Below are 14799 nucleotides of genomic sequence, written 5' to 3'. Positions count from 1 at the left end.
ACTGTCGGGAGGCCGCGGTAGCGTCCCGGCATGACCACGACTCCGCCGGGCTCCTGCGCCGTGTGCGCGGACGCCAGGCATCCCGGCGCGCCGCTCCCCCTGTGCCTGGCGCACCTGCTCGAGGCGCACGATTGGGCCGCTGGAGAGTTCGGGGTGACCGATCTGCTGCCGTCGCCGTGCGCGTTCTGCGGATCGCGGCTCGGCGTGCGGTACCCGTCCGGCTGGCTCTGCGCGGTGTGCGAGTGGCGTGCCGGCGAGCTCCCGCCCGAGGGAGCGGCCGCCTCCCGGGTCGACGTCGTCTACTACCTGCGGTTCCGCGACCGGATCAAGATCGGCACCACGGCGAACCCCGCGCAGCGGTTCGCCTCCCTCCCGCACGACGAGGTGCTCGCGTTCGAGCGCGGCGACCGGACATGGGAGCAGCGGCGGCACGCGGAGTTCGCCGACCTGCGCATCCCGGGCACCGAATGGTTCGAGACCGACGCGCGGCTGCTGCGGCACGTCGCCGGTCTGCGAGCCGCCGCGGGCGACCCGTGGGCACTCCTCGCGCGGTGGCGGAGCGAGCGGGCGGCGCGGGCCTGATACCGCATTCCTGGCACGGAATCGCGGGGCGATACGGCTGATACGTCGCCCATGACGGATCGCGCGGAGGTGCCGATAACGGTGGGAGTGGACGACCCTGTCCACGCCATCCGTCCCTCCTCTACCCGAAGGAACTCTCGTGTCCCAGCCCTTCACCACCGTGGGCGTGCCCCGCATCGTCGTCGCCTCGTTCTGGATCTGGATCGCCAGCGCCGCCCTCGGTCTGCTGTCGTTCTTCCTCGGCCTCCCCGCCCTGCTCGACAACCCGGCGGTGCACACCGCGACCGGCCCGGGCATCGTCATCGGCAGCATCGCCGGCGCGGTCATCGGCGCGCTGATCCGCGTCTTCCTCGGCCTGTTCCTGCTGCGCGGCGCGAACTGGTCGCGCATCGTGCTCACGATCATCGGCGTGATCGTGCTGCTCGGCCTCGTGGCCACCATCCTCACCGGCGACCTGATCGGCCTGCTCAGCGGCATCGCGGTCGTCGTGGCGGCTGTGCTGATGTGGCTGCCCTCCGCCCGATCCCACTTCCGCCGCGCATGACCGCGGCGCAAACCGAGCCGGCGGCTCCGCCACCCGCCTCCACGAAGAAGCGGGTGCCGTACGCGCCCGACCCGCGGGTGCGGTGGGGGCTTCCCACGGCCCTGCTCGCGGTCGTCGCCGTCGCGGTCGTCTGGATCGTGCTCGTCGCGATCGTGAAGGCGGCCGGCATCGACGAGAACCTGGCGAGCCTGATCGTCTGGGTCGTGACCTACGCCGCGGTCATCGTGGCAGCGGTCCTCATCGCGAAGAACCGTGGCTCCGGCTCGCTGCGGGTCGACTACGGTCTGGCGTTCCGCTGGTACGACGTCTTCATCGGCCTCGGCACCGGAGTGGGGCTCGTCTTCGTCACCGCGCCGATCAGTGCGATCATCGAAGCGCTCTACGGCAAGGTGAGCACCTCGAACGACCAGGCGGCCTCGTCCGACGGCGTGTGGCTCGTCGTCAACGGCTTCATCGCGGTCGCGGTCGTCGCGCCGTTCTGCGAGGAGCTGCTGCTGCGCGGACTGGTGCTGCGCGGCATCCGCAACAGCATCCTCCGACGCTCCGTCGGGGAGCCGTCCCGCGGCACTCAGCGCACGGCGGTCGTCGTGGCCGTGCTGGGCAGCTCGCTGCTCTTCGCCGCGCTGCACCTGCACGAGGGCATCGGCAGCCCGGTCACCATGACCAACCTGGGCGTCGTCACCTTCTGCCTCGGCCTGGTCAACGGCATCTACGCCGCCCGCACGGGCCGTCTCGGCCCCGGCATCTGGACGCACGTGTTCTTCAACCTCGTCTCCACCACCCTGATGACGGTGCGCGCCCACTCCTGAGCGTTCCGCGAGACGTGACGAGTCGCGGGTGTCCGGTCCTGGACACCCGCGACTCGTCACGTCTGGCGGGAGGTGACTACTTTCGCCGCGCGTAGGCGACGACAGCGCACGTCGTCGCAGCCACCAGGAGACCGGCGGCGAGCGCCCACATCCATGCCACGAACGCCGTCGGCACGGCGAGGGCGAGCAGGAGGACCGCGACGAAGGCGAGGCTCAAAGCGACCGTGAGCGCGGATGCCATCGGTCGCCCTGTGATCGGCCTTGTCATGAGTTCAGATTCGCGGTCGTGATGCAAAAGCTAACGGTGCCGCTGAATCCTGCCGAAGCAGCCCCGAGGCAAGCAACACAACCGGCCCCGACAGTGACGACGCAAATCGCCGAGCAAGCCAAGGCGATTCCGGCGATCACCCACGACGCGATACCCGCATTGGAAAGACACTGGTTGAAGTTCCCCCACCAGTCACCCTTCTGATACGCGCGGGAAGCGAACGCCGCGTCGGCGTCGATACCCGGTGCGTCGACCGTCTGATCCAATCGGAGCGCACCGTCCACCCACGATTGCACCCGTCCGGAGACCTCCGACACCGGCGTGAAGATCATCTCGCTCGTGCCTACGACCGCGTCCGATTCATCGAACACCACCGAGAGGGAACTCTCATTGAGCACCGACTGACCGTCCGCGGCGGGGATTCGAACTACTCGAGTCGATCGATCAACCTGCCACGCGGATGCGCGGGAATAGTCGACACGTAGACCGCCTTGTTCCGCTTCCAGGCTGCGAGCCTTTTGTGCCAGAGTTCGAGTGACCTCCACGGAGAGAGGCCTCCATCGGTCGACCATGCCTTGCATCTGAGCGAGGGTGTCCTTCGTCTGGCTGGCCGGCGTGCTCACCGCTGGAACGGCCACGGCGGCTCCGTCCGCAGTGGCCGGCAGCGATGTCGTCACGGCGAGAAGGACAGCGGCCCCCATTCCAATGAGTGCGCTTATCAGTTTGCGCGATTGGCCTTTCATTATGAACTCCGATCTGCGATCTCCGTTGATCGCCTTAAATCCAGAGTTTCATCTACGCAAATTCTGAACAAGAGTATAAGTACATTACGACGCACGACCCGAGACGTGACTAGTCGCGCGTGTCCGGGCCTGGACACCCGCGACTAGTCACGTCTGGCGGGAGGTGCGGGAGGTGGAGGTGAAGGTGGGTCAGGCGACCTCGAGCTGCTCCGTTCGGGCCGGGTGGGCGGGGTGCGTGAGCGGCTCGGCGACGGGGGTCTCCGCCGCCACGGTCTCCTCGACCTTCGCGGCGAGACGGTCGAACTCGGCGGCCTCCGCGAGCTCGGCGAGCATCACCGGCACGGCGAGCGACTCGACCTCGGCCAGGGACAGTGCGGGCTGCGACAGTGCGGGCTGCGCCTGCGGCACCGAGACCGGCTCGCGATCCTGCAGCCGGGCGAGCCCGGCGACCGCGGCCAGCTCGGCGTCTGCCGTGGCGCGACGGCTGCGCGAGCGCATGACCACCGCGGCGAGCACCGTGACGGCGCCGGCGCCGAGCGCCAGCAGGCCGGCGGTCGTGAAGCCCGCGGTGTAGCCGGACTCGGCCGGGAGGCCGTTCGCGGCGGTCGCGCCGGTCACTAGCGCCGTCATGACGGCCGCGCCGATGGCCGAGCCGACGGTGCGGAGGTTGGCGTTCATCCCGCTGGCGACTCCGGTCTGGGTGGCCGGGACGCTCTGCACGACGACGCTCGTGATGGCGGCGTAGATGAGGCCGAGACCGATCCCGAAGACGCCGGAGGCGGCGGCCACGTCGAACAGCGAGCTGTGCAGGAACGCGAGCGACAGGCTCGCCGCCGACATGAGCACGGCCGCGACGACGATCTGCGCGCGGAACCCGACCCAGCGGGCGAGCGGCCCGCTGGCGAAGCCGGTCACGGCCATGGTCACGAGCATCGGGAGCATGAGCATCCCGGATTCCGCCACGGAGGCGCCGAGACCGTATCCACTGGCGGTCGGCGTCTGCACGAACCGCGGGAAGTACGCGAACACGGCGAACATGGCGGCGCCGATGAAGATCGCCGCGGCGTTCATGGACCAGACGCCGGGCTCGCGCATCAGCCGCATGTCGACCAGCGGGTGCCGCGAGCGCAGCTCGACGACCACCCAGGCGGCCAGCAGGAGAGCCGCGGCGACGAACAGGCCGATCACCTGCGGAGAGGCCCAGCCCCACTGCGCGCCCGTGCTGAGCGGCAGGAGCAGCGCGATCAGCCAGCCCGAGAGCAGCACGGCCGACCACGGATTGACCCCGCCGGCGGCGCGCTCGCGGGACTCCGGGATGAAGATCAGCGTCAGGACGGCGCCGGTGACGGTCAGCGCGACGGGCACGAGGAACAGGCCACGCCAGCTGAGCACCTCGGCCAGCGGGCCCGCGAGCACGGTCCCGAGACCGCTGCCGATCGCGATGACGGACGCGATGGCGCCGATGGCCGACGGGAGGCGGCGGGCCGGGAACTCGTCGCGGATGATGCCGAAGGCGAGCGGGAACATCGCCCCGCCGACGCCCTGGACGACGCGGCCGGCGATCAGCACGCCGATGGACGGCGCGACGGCGGCGATGACGCTGCCGAGCGCCACGGCGAGCAAGGAGAGAACGAACACCCGGCGCTTGCCGACGATGTCGCCGACGCGGCCGAGCACGGGAGTGGCGACCGCGGCGGCGATGAGCCAGGCGGTCATGGTCCAGGTCACGCCGGAGGTCGTCGTGCCGAGATCGGACTGGATCACGGGCAGGACGGGGACGACGAGGGACTGCAGGAGGGCGAATGAGGCCACGCTGAGGGCCAGGATGGCGAAGGTGATGCCGGGTCGAGATCGAGACATGTCGGTTTTTCTTCCGTTTCTCGAGGAGATGCCGCGAGAGCGGCTACAATTGGAGGCAGGCTCCGTTCGGAGGGAGCCTCCGGTTACGTTGATGACATTACCGGAGGCCGCCTCCGCTTCGCAACCCTTTCTGGCATACTTGTTTCGACGACCCGTTCGGAAGGACCCGCTGTGACCGGCACACAGACCGCCCATGTCGGCGTCGTGCGCCCCCAGCGGGCGGACGCGCGCCGCAATTTCGACGCGCTGCTCTCGGCCGCCCGCGAGGCGTTCGCGTCGGACGGCACCAGCGCGTCCCTCGAAGACATCGCCCGGCGCGCCGGGGTCGGCATCGGCACGCTCTACCGCAACTTCCCGACGCGCGACGCGCTCGTCGAGGCGGTCTACGTCGACGAGGTGGAGGCCGTGGTCCACGCCGCGGAGGATGCCGCGGACCTCGAAGACCCCTGGGTCGGCGTCGAGGCGTGGCTGCGCCGGTTCGTCACTTACATCGGCACCAAGAAGGCGCTGCTGGAGGGTCTCAACAAGGACTCCCCCGTGCTCCTCAGCTGCCGCACCTCCCTCTACGACGCGGGCGAGCCGCTGCTCGAACGCGCCCAGCAGGCCGGCGAGCTGCGCGAGGACGCGACGATCGGCGACGTCATCCGCATGGTCTCCGGGATCGCCGGCGTCGCGTTCGACGACGACGAGCAGCGGGACCGCGTGATCGCCATGGCCATCGACGGATTGCGCGCCCGCTAGGGCCCCGGACCGCACTGCCTACGGATTCATGGAGCTCGGCGTATACGCGGTGATCGCGGTGGCGGTCATCGTCGGCGTGGCCGCGTTCGCGCGCAAGCTCGGCGTCGCGGCGCCGATCATCCTGGTGATCGTCGGCGTCATGCTCTCGTTCCTGCCGGGCGTGCCCGAGATCGACGTGCCGCCCGAGATCATCCTCGACGGGCTGCTGCCACCCATCCTCTACGCGGCCGCGATCAGCGTCCCCCTCACCGACTTCCGCCGCAACCTGGCGCCGATCGCCGGCCTCTCGGTCGTGCTCGTGATCATCACGGCGTTCGCCTCGGGCTTCGTGCTGTACACGATGCTTCCCGACCTCAACCTGGCCGCCGCCATCGCCCTCGGAGCGATCATCAGCCCGCCCGACGCGGTCGCGGCGACCTCCATCGGCCGCAAGCTCGGCCTCCCGCCCCGCGTCCTGACGGTGCTGGAGGGCGAGGGCCTCGTCAACGACGCGACGGCCCTGGTGCTGCTCCGCACCGCCCTCGCGGCCGCGGTCGGCTCGCTCAGCACGCCGCTCGCCGGCGTCGCCGACTTCCTCACGGCGGTCGCCCTCGCCGCCATCATCGGGCTCATCGTCGGCTTCGTCTCCGTGTGGGTGCGCTCGAAGCTCCACGACCCCGTGCTCGACACGGCCCTCTCTGTGATCGTCCCGTTCGCGGCCTTCGCGCCGACGGAGGCCCTGCACGGCTCGGGCGTGCTCGCCGTCGTGATCGCGGGGCTCTACACGGGACACGCGGCGCCGCGGCACTTCACGGCTCAGGCGCGCATCAGCGACACGATCAACTGGCGCACCATCCAGTTCCTGCTCGAGAACGGCGTCTTCCTGCTGATCGGGCTGGAGATCCGCACCCTGGTCGCCGACGTCGACCACCCCGAGGTGCTGAGCGTGTGGGACTCCGTGCTCCTCGGCCTCATCGCGATGGTGTCCCTCGTCGTCATCCGATTCGTGCTGATCGTGCCGCTCATCTACTCCTTGCGAAGACGCGCCCAGCACGCGGAGAAAGCGGTGCTGAAGGAGTGGCTCCTAATCAGCTACTTCCGCGACCATCCGGTCAAGTACCGCTGGCAATCGATACGCAAGCAGCGCGCCGAGACGCGGTACCAGCGGCATCGGAGCGACCTCGAGGAGTTCCGGCAGGAGGCGATCGACTGGAAGGGCGGGGTCGTGCTCGGCTGGTCCGGGATGCGCGGCGTCGTGACCCTCGCGGCCGCGCAGTCGCTGCCGACCGACATCCCGTACCGTCCGCAGCTCATCCTGATCGCGTTCACCGTCGCGGTCGTCAGCCTGGTCGTGCAGGGCGGCACCCTGCCGTGGCTCATCCGGGCGCTCGGGCTGCAGGGCGTCGACGTGAAGGACGACCGCCGCCTGCTCGCCCAGCTGCTCGACGACCTGAGCGAGACCGGGCTTAAGGTGCTCGACGAGCCGGAGGTGGTCGCGGGGAGCACCGCCCCCGTCGATCCGGAGATCGTCGAGCGCGTGCGCCAATCGTCGTATCTGCAGGCGGAGTCGGCGTGGGAGCGCATCCTGCTCTCGGACACACCGGCCGAGGGCCGACCCCACCACCTGTACCGCACGCTCCGGCTCGCCGTGGTGGACGCCGAGCGCGACCGCCTGCTGCTGGAGCGCTCGCGCGGGCTCTACCCGTCGCGCATCCTCTCCGAGGCGCAATCGATGCTCGACCTCGAGGAGACGCGACTGCGGTCGCGGTCGCGCTGAGCGCCCGCGCCAGGCGTCACGCCGAGCGGTACGTCGCGGCGCTGCCCGCCGCGACGATCCCGGCGAACACGATGAGGCCGATGATGACCACCCAGACCAGCAGGATCAACGCGCTGATGATGATGCCGGCGATCGCCATCCCGCGACCGGCCGGCTCCCGGCGCACGCCGAGGATCCCGAGGATGAGGCCGATGAGCGGGACGACGAAGGTGAACCCCGCGACGAGCGAGACGAGGCCGAGGACCATCGAGGTGACCGAGAGACCCTTGGGCTGCGGCGGGACGACCGGGTAGACGGCGACGCCGTACGCCTGGACGTAGCCGGGCTGCTGGTAGGGAGCGGGCTGCTGGTTGTAGTTGGGCTGAGGGTAGTAGCCGGGCTGCTGGTACGGGGCCGGAGGCTGCGTCGGGTAGGCCGGTTGCTGGTATCCCTGCGGCAGCGGCGGGTACTGCGGCTGCTGCGGGGGCTGAGGCTGACCCTGGTTCTGCCCCTGGGGCGCCTGCGGCTGGTCCGTCATCCGATCCTCCCGGTCGTCCCGCACACCGTATCCCATCCGTGCATCGACGCGCCCGAATGCACGCATTGTTTTGATCTATTCAAAACAAGCCGCTACGGTCGGAGGATGGACACGGCACAGCTCGAAGGCGCACTGCGCGCCGGCGGGTTGCGCGTCACGCAGGGGCGGCTCGCCGTCCTCGACGCGCTGACCCGGCTGCCGCACGCGGACGCCGACTCGGTGTTCCGCGCGGTGCTTCCCGCTCTGCCCGGCACGTCGATCCAGAACGTGCACAACGTGCTCGGCGACCTCACGGCCGTCGGGCTGCTGCGGCGCATCGAACCGGCGGGGTCCCCCGCGCGGTACGAGCGCCGCACCGGTGACAACCACCATCACGTCGTCTGCACCTCGTGCGGCGCCGTGGCCGACGTCGACTGCGTCGTGGGGCACGCCCCCTGCCTGCACCCCGGCGATGCGTCGGGATTCACGGTGAACACCGCCGAGGTGACGTTCTGGGGACTGTGCCCGTCCTGTCAGGAGCGCGCGGACGATCCCGCGACGCACACCGGATAGGTAAGGAGAACCATGACCGACAACAACACGACCACCCAGACCGGAACCCCGGTCGGCAGCGACGCGCACTCGCTGACCGCGGGAGCCGACGGCGTCACCGCGCTGCACGACCGCTACCTCGTCGAGAAGCTCGCGCAGTTCAACCGGGAGCGCATCCCGGAGCGGATCGTGCACGCGAAGGGCGGCGGTGCGTTCGGCGAGTTCGTCGTCACCGGTGACGTCTCGGCGTACACGAAGGCCGCGGTCTTCCAGCCGGGCACCAGCACCCGCACCGTTCAGCGCTTCTCGTCGGTCGCCGGCGAGCAGGGCTCCCCCGACACCTGGCGCGACGTGCGCGGCTTCTCGGTGAAGTTCTACACGACCGAGGGCAACTACGACATCGTCGGCAACAACACCCCGGTGTTCTTCATCCGCGACGGCATCAAGTTCCCCGACTTCATCCACTCGCAGAAGCGCCTGCCGGGCTCCGGCCTGCGCGACGCCGACATGCAGTGGGACTTCTGGACCCTCTCCCCCGAGTCGGCGCACCAGGTCACGTACCTGATGGGTGATCGCGGCATCCCCCGCTCCTGGCGCCACATGCCCGGCTTCGGCTCGCACACCTACCAGTGGATCAACGCCGCGGGCGAGCGCTTCTGGGTCAAGTACCACTTCGAGGCCCTGCAGGGCAACGAGGAGATGGCGGGCGCCGAGGCGGAGGCCATCGCCGGCGCCGACGCGGACTACTACCGCCGCGACCTCTACGAGGCCATCGAGCGCGGCGAGTTCCCGGCGTGGAAGGTCTCCGTGCAGGTCATGCCGTACGAGGACGCGAAGACCTACCGGTTCAACCCGTTCGACCTCACCAAGGTGTGGCCGCACGCGGACTACCCGCTGATCGAGGTCGGCGTGCACACGCTCAACGAGAACCCGGAGAACTTCTTCGCGCAGATCGAGCAGGCCGCCTTCTCCCCCGCCAACACCGTCCCGGGCATCGACATCAGCCCGGACAAGATGCTGATGGCGCGCGTCTTCTCGTACCCGGACGCGCAGCGCTACCGCGTCGGCACCAACTACAACGAGCTGCCGGTCAACCGCCCGGTCGCGCCCGTGCACAACTACTCGCAGGACGGTGCCGCCCGCCACGAGTTCAAGCCGGCCGACGCCCCGGTGTACGCGCCGAACTCGTTCGGCGGCCCGACCGCCGACGCCGCGCGCGCCGGCGAGGGCTCGTGGGAGTCGGACGGCGCGCTCGTCCGCGCCGCCGCCACGCTGCACGCCGAGGACGACGACTTCGGCCAGCCGGGCACGCTCTACCGCGAGGTGTTCGACGACGACGCCCGCGCGCGCTTCCTCGACACGATCGCGGGAGCCGTCGGCGGCGTGAAGCGCGACGACATCCGCGAGCGCGCCATCCAGTACTGGACGAACGTGGACGCGGGCCTCGGCCTGGCGCTCCGCGCCCGTCTGGCCTCCCCCACGGAGGACGCGGACCAGGCCGCCGAGTTCGTGGGCGTCGGAGAGTAACTCCCCGCGAAGCGTGAGTCGTTGCGGGTCACGGGCCTCCGTGACCCGCAACGACTCACCTCCCGGGAGTGTGCAGAGAGACCAGGGCGCCGGACTCGAGGGCGGTCCAGACCGTGCCGTCGGGCGCGACGGCCAGGCCGTGCGGTTCGGAGACGTCGCCCGGGAGCGGGTGGAGGCTGACCTCGCCCGCCGCAGACGCGTGGGCCAGCGCGTTCGCGCCCCACAGGCTCGCCCAGACCCCGCCATCGCGATCCGCTGCGACGGCGTGCGGCTTGGCGCCGGTGTCGAGGTCGATCACTCGGACCGTGCCGTCCTTCGCGACCCGCGCGAGCGCATCGGCGCGGATGAGCGCCGACCAGACCGCGCCGTCCTCGGCCACCGCGATGCCGACCGGCCCGGAACCCGCGGGGAGGTCCGTGACGGCGATCGCCGCATCCCCGCCCCGCACGTGGCCCAGCGCGTCCGCGGCGTTCATCGAGAACCAGATCGAGTCTCCCGACGCGGCGATCATCGAGACCATGGCATCCGCCGGCGTCACGGGGAACTCGTCCACGCCGCCGAGGATGCCCACCCGGCCGAGGGCGTTGCCGCCCAGCTCGGTGAACCAGGCGGTCCCGTCGTCGAGCGCCACGACCCCGAAGGGCTGCGAACCCGCGGTCGGAACCGCGATCTCCGAGAGGATGCGAGGGCCGGGGCCGACGAGCACCAGCCGGTCGCCGGTGGTGTCGGCGATCCAGACCGTGGACTCGGTGGCCGCGGCGATCCCGGAGGGCTGCGCACCGTCGCCGAACGCGAGGTACGTCAGCGAGCCGTCCGCGTCCCTGCGCCCCACCCGGCCGCCGTGCACGAGCGTGAACCAGACGGCGCCATCCTCGGTCGCGGCGACCGCGTACGGCCCCTCGCCGGGCTCGCCGACGGGGAGGACGCGGACGTCGCCGCCGAGGTCGTCCCGCGCGGTCACAGGGTGACGTCGATGGTGCGGTCGTACACGGTGCGGCCGCCGACGCGGATGAGCCCGTCGGCCAGCGGCTCCGTCGTCAGCTCGGATCCCTCACCCTGCGAGATGCGCAGCGCGCGCCCCAGCTTCGCGGTGATCGAGACGGCGGCGGCGCCGGTCGCCTCGTCTTCGACGATGCCCATGTCGGGCGCGAACATCCGCGCCCGGAGGCGGCCCTCGGCCTCGTCGATCCAGGCGTAGGCGTAGTGGTGGCCGCTCGTGAACGCGGTGGGGTCGAGCGCGTCGACGTCCTCCGGCGACTGGAGGGGCAGCCAGGTGAAGTCCGGGGCCCACTCGGCGCGTGCGGTGATCCACGCGGTGTCCTGATCCTCGTCGACCGAGACCGCGACATCCCCCGCCTTCTCGCGCAGCACGTCGACCGGGGTGCGGCGGTCGGCCAGCCACCACGCGGTGCCCACGCTCGGGTGACCGGCAAACGGGAGCTCGCGGGCCGGCGTGAAGATCCGCAGGTCGGCCGCGCGTGCGCCCTCGTCGACCGCGTCGAGGAAGACCGTCTCGCTGAAGCCGAGCGCCGTGGCGATCGCCTGCTCGCGCTGCGCCGTCTCCGGCGAACTGCGCACGATCCCCAGTTCGTTGCCGTTCGCTCCGCGCTCGTCGGTGAACACGCGGACAACCACTACCTCGATCGACTCGTCCATGACCCCAGCCTGACAGATGATCCAGCCACGGTTCACCCCCGAGGCGCATAATGCGTGCATGACCGGTCACGATCAGAGCCCTGACGAAGAACTCGTCGCTGTCGAGCACGCCGCCACCCGCCTGTCGGAGCGGTTCCCCCACATCCCGAAGGACCGCATCGAGGAGCTCGTCAAGGAGCGCCACGAGGAGTTCTCCGGCGCACCGGTGCGCGACTTCGTGCCGGTGCTCGTGGAGCACGACGTCAAGCGGCAGCTCGCATCGGAGTCGGGCGGGGCCTCCGCCTGAATCAGGCCCCGGGCCAGGCGATCGGCCGCGCCGCCGCGCGGCCCACCGCCCGGATGCGCACGAGCACGCGCCTATCATGGGTGTGCCCGACCTCCAGGAGCCTCCACCGATGACCCGAGTCCCGACCGTCTACGACGTCGCCACGCACGCCGGCGTCTCGATCGCCACGGTCTCCCGGGTGTTCCGGCAGCCGGACACGGTCAAGGAGGCGACGCGCGAGCGCGTGCTCGCCTCGGTGGACGCGCTCGGCTACGTGCCGAGTGGCGCCGCGCGCGGTCTGGCCGCCCGGCGCACCGGCGTGATCGGCCTGTTCTTCCCCGGTCTCGACGCGATGGATGCCGACGCCGGCCGTCGCCTCGACGAGGGCGACGACGGCGCGGCGACGATCGTCCGCGACGTCGGCGGCTCCGTCGACACCCGCGGCGGAGACCTGTACTTCGACGAGGTGCTGCGCGGCAGCGAGGTGGAGGCCTGGCGCTCCGGCTTCGTCTTGATGGTCGGTGTCGGCCGCGGGGCGACGGCCCACGAGACGTTCGTCGACATGGCCGGACGCGTCGACGGGATCATCGTGCTCGCCGGGAGCGTGCCGGAGGACGAGATCGGCCGCCTCGCCCGGAGGCTGCCGGTGGTCGTGATGGCGGGCCGTCGCCACGGCGACGAGGTCGACCACGTCTCGGTGAGCAACGCCGAGGGGATGCGCGCGCTCGTCGGCCACCTGATCGACGACCTCGGCGTGCACGAGCTCGCCTACGTCGCCGGCAGCATCGGCTCCCCCGACGACGACGAGCGCTGGCAGGGGTTCCGCGAGGCGCTGACCGAGCGCGGACTCCCGGCGCCGGACGCCCCGGACCACCGCGGCGAGTTCACCCGCGAAGGCGGTCGGCGCGCGGGCCGCGAGCTGGTCTCGCGCGACCGTCTGCCCCGCGCCGTCGTGTGCGCGAACGACCAGATGGCCCTCGGCGTGATCGACGCGGCCCGCATCGGCGGGGTGGACGTGCCGGGCGAGCTCATCGTGACCGGCTTCGACGGGATCGACGCGGGCCGGCTCTCGACCCCGCGCCTGACGACGGTCGAGCAGCCGATGGAGGAGGTGGGCCGTGCGGCCGTGCAGACCCTCGTGCGCCGCCTCACGGACCCGGAGCGACCGGCCGCATCCGTGCGCCTCCCGGTGCGGGTCTACCTCCGCGAGTCCTCCGAGCCCGCGTAGCCGGCTGCCGCGCACAGCGCGGGCGCTTCAGGCGCGCGGGGTTGAAAAAGAAAATGTATGCGCATACAGTCAGAGGGCAACGACCTAGAGAAGGTGGCAATGACGCACTCACGACCCCCTGGTGGGCGACGCCGACGGAGACTCGGAGCGCTCGCCGTGATCGCAGCCGCAGCCCTCGCGCTCTCCGGCTGCAGCATCAAGATCCAGAGCAAGCAGGACCCGTCCATCCCGGCGGACACGATGCTCCTGGCTGCAGACAAGGGCACTCCGATGATGGAGCGCAACTTCAACCCGTACCTGGTGAACAAGCGCGCGGCCTCGTCGTACATCTACGAGCCGCTCGTCGTCATCAACGTGCTCGACGGCACCGGGACGCCGTGGCTGGCCTCGAAGGTCGCGCAGCCCGACGCCCGCACCATCGACTACACGATCCGCGACGGCGTGACGTGGTCCGACGGCAAGCCGTTCACCGTCGATGACGTCGTCTTCACCCTGAACCTCATCAAGAAGTTCCCGACGCTCGACCTCAAGGGCGCGTGGCAGCACATCGCCTCCCTCGAGACGAAGGGCGACCACCTCGTCATCCACCTCAAGGAGGACGACGCCCCCGCGCAGGACATCATCTCGCAGACGCTGATCGTTCCGGAGCACATCTGGAAGGACCAGAAGAGCCCGGACACCTGGCGCGACCCGAACCCGGTCGGCACCGGCCCGTACACCCTCGCGAGCTTCACCTCGCAGCAGTACACGATGGACAAGTACGAGGACTACTGGCAGGCCGACAAGGTCGAGGTGAAGCACCTCGTGCTCCCCGCCGCGACCAACGAGCTCGACATCGCCACCAAGGGATTCGACTGGGCGTACGCCTTCATGAGCGACGTGCAGGGCACGTGGGTCGATGCGAACCCGAACAACAAGTACTGGTTCCCGCCGGGGGGCATCATCGGCCTGATGCCGAACTTCACGGTCGCGCCCTTCAACGACATCAACGTGCGCCGGGGCATCGCGCTCGCGCTGGACCGCGACAAGATCGCCGACTCGGCCACCGAGGGCTACATGAAACCCGCCGGCCAGACCGGCCTCATCCTCCCGAACCAGGAGAAGGAGCTCGACCCGAGCATCCCCGACGGCGGCCTCATCAAGCAGGACACCGCGGGCGCCCTCGCCGCCTTCGCCGCGGCCGGCTACACCCAGCAGGGCGGCAAGCTCGTCGGGCCCGACGGCAAGCAGTTCTCGTTCTCCATCACGACCGCCAACGGCTACACCGACTGGCTGCGCGCGGTCCAGGAGGTGCGCAAGGAGCTGACGGCCCTCGGCATCGACGTGCAGATCAAGCAGCCGCAGCCGCCGGGGTACCAGCAGGCCATCCAGAACGGCGACTTCCAGGTCGCCATGGGCGGCATGGGTGCCGGCGTCGTCTTCCAGGCGTTCAACGCGACGCTGTCCAGCGAGTTCGCCACCCCGATCGGCAAGGCGACCGCGAGCAACTTCGGCCGCTACACGAACCCGGAGGCGGACAAGCTCCTCGCCGAGTACAAGACGACGGTCGACCCGGCCAAGCGCCTCGAGCTCAGCCACCAGCTGCAGCGGATCGTCTACGACGACCTCCCGGTGATCTCCATGTACTACGGCGGCCTGTGGGGTCTCTACAACGACGCGAAGTTCACGGGCTGGCCCGACGCGGACGACCCGTACGCGCCGCCGCAGACGTACGACCAGACCCCGCTGCTCGTGTTCACGCATCTCAAGCTCCGGAAGGACGGTGAATAGGC

The 14799-nt window shown here is 70.3% G+C and carries 16 protein-coding genes; 10 read left to right on the top strand and 6 right to left on the bottom strand.

Going from position 1 to position 14799, the window contains the following annotated elements; genetic code table 11:
* The first annotated feature begins 30 nt into the window (after positions 1 to 30).
* The 3 genes from FHX33_RS15205 (at position 31) to FHX33_RS15195 (ending at position 1935) form a co-directional block, all read left to right on the top strand.
* On the top strand, positions 31 to 582 hold the full coding sequence (locus FHX33_RS15205) for a GIY-YIG nuclease family protein (RefSeq protein WP_021764228.1): 552 nt from the start codon (positions 31 to 33) through the stop codon (positions 580 to 582).
* A 139-nt stretch (positions 583 to 721) separates the two neighbouring features.
* Positions 722 to 1126, top strand: coding sequence for a hypothetical protein (locus tag FHX33_RS15200; protein WP_021764229.1), 405 nt, complete (start codon positions 722 to 724; stop codon positions 1124 to 1126).
* Positions 1123 to 1935 (top strand): CPBP family intramembrane glutamic endopeptidase, encoded by an 813-nt coding sequence (locus FHX33_RS15195; RefSeq protein WP_021764230.1) that lies wholly within the window; start codon positions 1123 to 1125, stop codon positions 1933 to 1935. The genes FHX33_RS15200 and FHX33_RS15195 overlap by 4 nt, the downstream gene beginning before the upstream one ends.
* A 76-nt stretch (positions 1936 to 2011) precedes the next feature.
* Here the strand turns inward: FHX33_RS15195 and FHX33_RS15190 are convergent, their stop codons facing one another.
* From FHX33_RS15190 to FHX33_RS15180, 3 genes are all read right to left on the bottom strand, one after another.
* Complete coding sequence (locus tag FHX33_RS15190; protein ID WP_021764231.1) at positions 2012 to 2176, bottom strand: hypothetical protein; 165 nt, start codon at positions 2174 to 2176, stop codon at positions 2012 to 2014.
* A 23-nt stretch (positions 2177 to 2199) separates the two neighbouring features.
* Entirely contained in the window at positions 2200 to 2946 is a 747-nt protein-coding gene (locus tag FHX33_RS15185) for a hypothetical protein (protein ID WP_155829072.1), read from the bottom strand.
* Positions 2947 to 3135: 189 nt separating this feature from the next.
* Positions 3136 to 4806, bottom strand: a complete 1671-nt coding sequence (locus FHX33_RS15180; protein ID WP_183428684.1) for an MFS transporter — start codon at positions 4804 to 4806, stop codon at positions 3136 to 3138.
* Between the two features lie 171 nt (positions 4807 to 4977).
* On the opposite strand from FHX33_RS15180, the gene FHX33_RS15175 reads away from it, so the two are divergent.
* Entirely contained in the window at positions 4978 to 5547 is a 570-nt protein-coding gene (locus tag FHX33_RS15175) for a TetR/AcrR family transcriptional regulator (protein WP_021758170.1), read from the top strand.
* Positions 5548 to 5575: 28 nt separating this feature from the next.
* Entirely contained in the window at positions 5576 to 7303 is a 1728-nt protein-coding gene (locus FHX33_RS15170) for a cation:proton antiporter (RefSeq protein WP_183428683.1), read from the top strand.
* 16 nt (positions 7304 to 7319) lie between these two features.
* On the opposite strand, the gene FHX33_RS15165 is transcribed toward FHX33_RS15170, so the two are convergent.
* The gene (locus FHX33_RS15165; RefSeq protein WP_155828976.1) at positions 7320 to 7820 is read right to left on the bottom strand and encodes a DUF4190 domain-containing protein; all 501 of its coding nucleotides are present in this window, start codon (positions 7818 to 7820) and stop codon (positions 7320 to 7322) included.
* Between the two features lie 105 nt (positions 7821 to 7925).
* Between FHX33_RS15165 and FHX33_RS15160 the strand changes: the two genes are divergently transcribed.
* Together FHX33_RS15160 and FHX33_RS15155 are read left to right on the top strand one after the other, a co-directional pair.
* Entirely contained in the window at positions 7926 to 8372 is a 447-nt protein-coding gene (locus FHX33_RS15160) for a Fur family transcriptional regulator (protein WP_021759423.1), read from the top strand.
* A gap of 12 nt (positions 8373 to 8384) precedes the next feature.
* Positions 8385 to 9878 carry a catalase gene (locus FHX33_RS15155; RefSeq protein WP_183428682.1) on the top strand — a complete coding sequence of 498 codons (1494 nt, stop codon included), beginning with the start codon at positions 8385 to 8387 and terminating at the stop codon, positions 9876 to 9878.
* 55 nt (positions 9879 to 9933) lie between these two features.
* Here the strand turns inward: FHX33_RS15155 and FHX33_RS15150 are convergent, their stop codons facing one another.
* Positions 9934 to 10839 (bottom strand): Vgb family protein, encoded by a 906-nt coding sequence (locus tag FHX33_RS15150; RefSeq protein WP_021764772.1) that lies wholly within the window; start codon positions 10837 to 10839, stop codon positions 9934 to 9936.
* The gene (locus tag FHX33_RS15145) at positions 10836 to 11534 is read right to left on the bottom strand and encodes a PhzF family phenazine biosynthesis protein (RefSeq protein ID WP_021764773.1); all 699 of its coding nucleotides are present in this window, start codon (positions 11532 to 11534) and stop codon (positions 10836 to 10838) included. The genes FHX33_RS15150 and FHX33_RS15145 overlap by 4 nt, the downstream gene beginning before the upstream one ends.
* 58 nt (positions 11535 to 11592) lie before the next feature.
* On the opposite strand from FHX33_RS15145, the gene FHX33_RS15140 reads away from it, so the two are divergent.
* The 3 genes from FHX33_RS15140 (at position 11593) to FHX33_RS15130 (ending at position 14797) form a co-directional block, all read left to right on the top strand.
* Positions 11593 to 11820 carry a three-helix bundle dimerization domain-containing protein gene (locus FHX33_RS15140; RefSeq protein ID WP_039923557.1) on the top strand — a complete coding sequence of 76 codons (228 nt, stop codon included), beginning with the start codon at positions 11593 to 11595 and terminating at the stop codon, positions 11818 to 11820.
* A 109-nt stretch (positions 11821 to 11929) separates the two neighbouring features.
* Positions 11930 to 13027 carry a LacI family DNA-binding transcriptional regulator gene (locus FHX33_RS15135; protein ID WP_179700159.1) on the top strand — a complete coding sequence of 366 codons (1098 nt, stop codon included), beginning with the start codon at positions 11930 to 11932 and terminating at the stop codon, positions 13025 to 13027.
* 156 nt (positions 13028 to 13183) lie between these two features.
* Entirely contained in the window at positions 13184 to 14797 is a 1614-nt protein-coding gene (locus FHX33_RS15130) for an ABC transporter substrate-binding protein (protein WP_021758243.1), read from the top strand.
* Positions 14798 to 14799: the final 2 nt, after the last annotated feature.

It is taken from the genome of Leifsonia aquatica (assembly GCF_014190775.1).
Taxonomy (GTDB): domain Bacteria; phylum Actinomycetota; class Actinomycetes; order Actinomycetales; family Microbacteriaceae; genus Leifsonia; species Leifsonia aquatica.
The sequence above is the reverse complement of the archived record's forward strand: the minus strand, read 5'-3'. Positions and strand labels throughout refer to the sequence as shown.

Bases quoted from the DNA above. Each gene is read 5' to 3' on its own strand.
- FHX33_RS15195 (WP_021764230.1), top strand. From the start codon at position 1,123: ATGACCGCGGCGCAAACCGAGCCGGCGGCTCCGCCACCCGCCTCCACG.
- FHX33_RS15185 (WP_155829072.1), bottom strand. From the start codon at position 2,946: ATGAAAGGCCAATCGCGCAAACTGATAAGCGCACTCATTGGAATGGGG.
- FHX33_RS15145 (WP_021764773.1), bottom strand. From the start codon at position 11,534: ATGGACGAGTCGATCGAGGTAGTGGTTGTCCGCGTGTTCACCGACGAG.
- FHX33_RS15170 (WP_183428683.1), top strand. From the start codon at position 5,576: ATGGAGCTCGGCGTATACGCGGTGATCGCGGTGGCGGTCATCGTCGGC.
- FHX33_RS15160 (WP_021759423.1), top strand. From the start codon at position 7,926: ATGGACACGGCACAGCTCGAAGGCGCACTGCGCGCCGGCGGGTTGCGC.
- FHX33_RS15205 (WP_021764228.1), top strand. From the start codon at position 31: ATGACCACGACTCCGCCGGGCTCCTGCGCCGTGTGCGCGGACGCCAGG.
- FHX33_RS15135 (WP_179700159.1), top strand. From the start codon at position 11,930: ATGACCCGAGTCCCGACCGTCTACGACGTCGCCACGCACGCCGGCGTC.
- FHX33_RS15165 (WP_155828976.1), bottom strand. From the start codon at position 7,820: ATGACGGACCAGCCGCAGGCGCCCCAGGGGCAGAACCAGGGTCAGCCT.
- FHX33_RS15155 (WP_183428682.1), top strand. From the start codon at position 8,385: ATGACCGACAACAACACGACCACCCAGACCGGAACCCCGGTCGGCAGC.
- FHX33_RS15190 (WP_021764231.1), bottom strand. From the start codon at position 2,176: ATGGCATCCGCGCTCACGGTCGCTTTGAGCCTCGCCTTCGTCGCGGTC.
- FHX33_RS15140 (WP_039923557.1), top strand. From the start codon at position 11,593: ATGACCGGTCACGATCAGAGCCCTGACGAAGAACTCGTCGCTGTCGAG.
- FHX33_RS15180 (WP_183428684.1), bottom strand. From the start codon at position 4,806: ATGTCTCGATCTCGACCCGGCATCACCTTCGCCATCCTGGCCCTCAGC.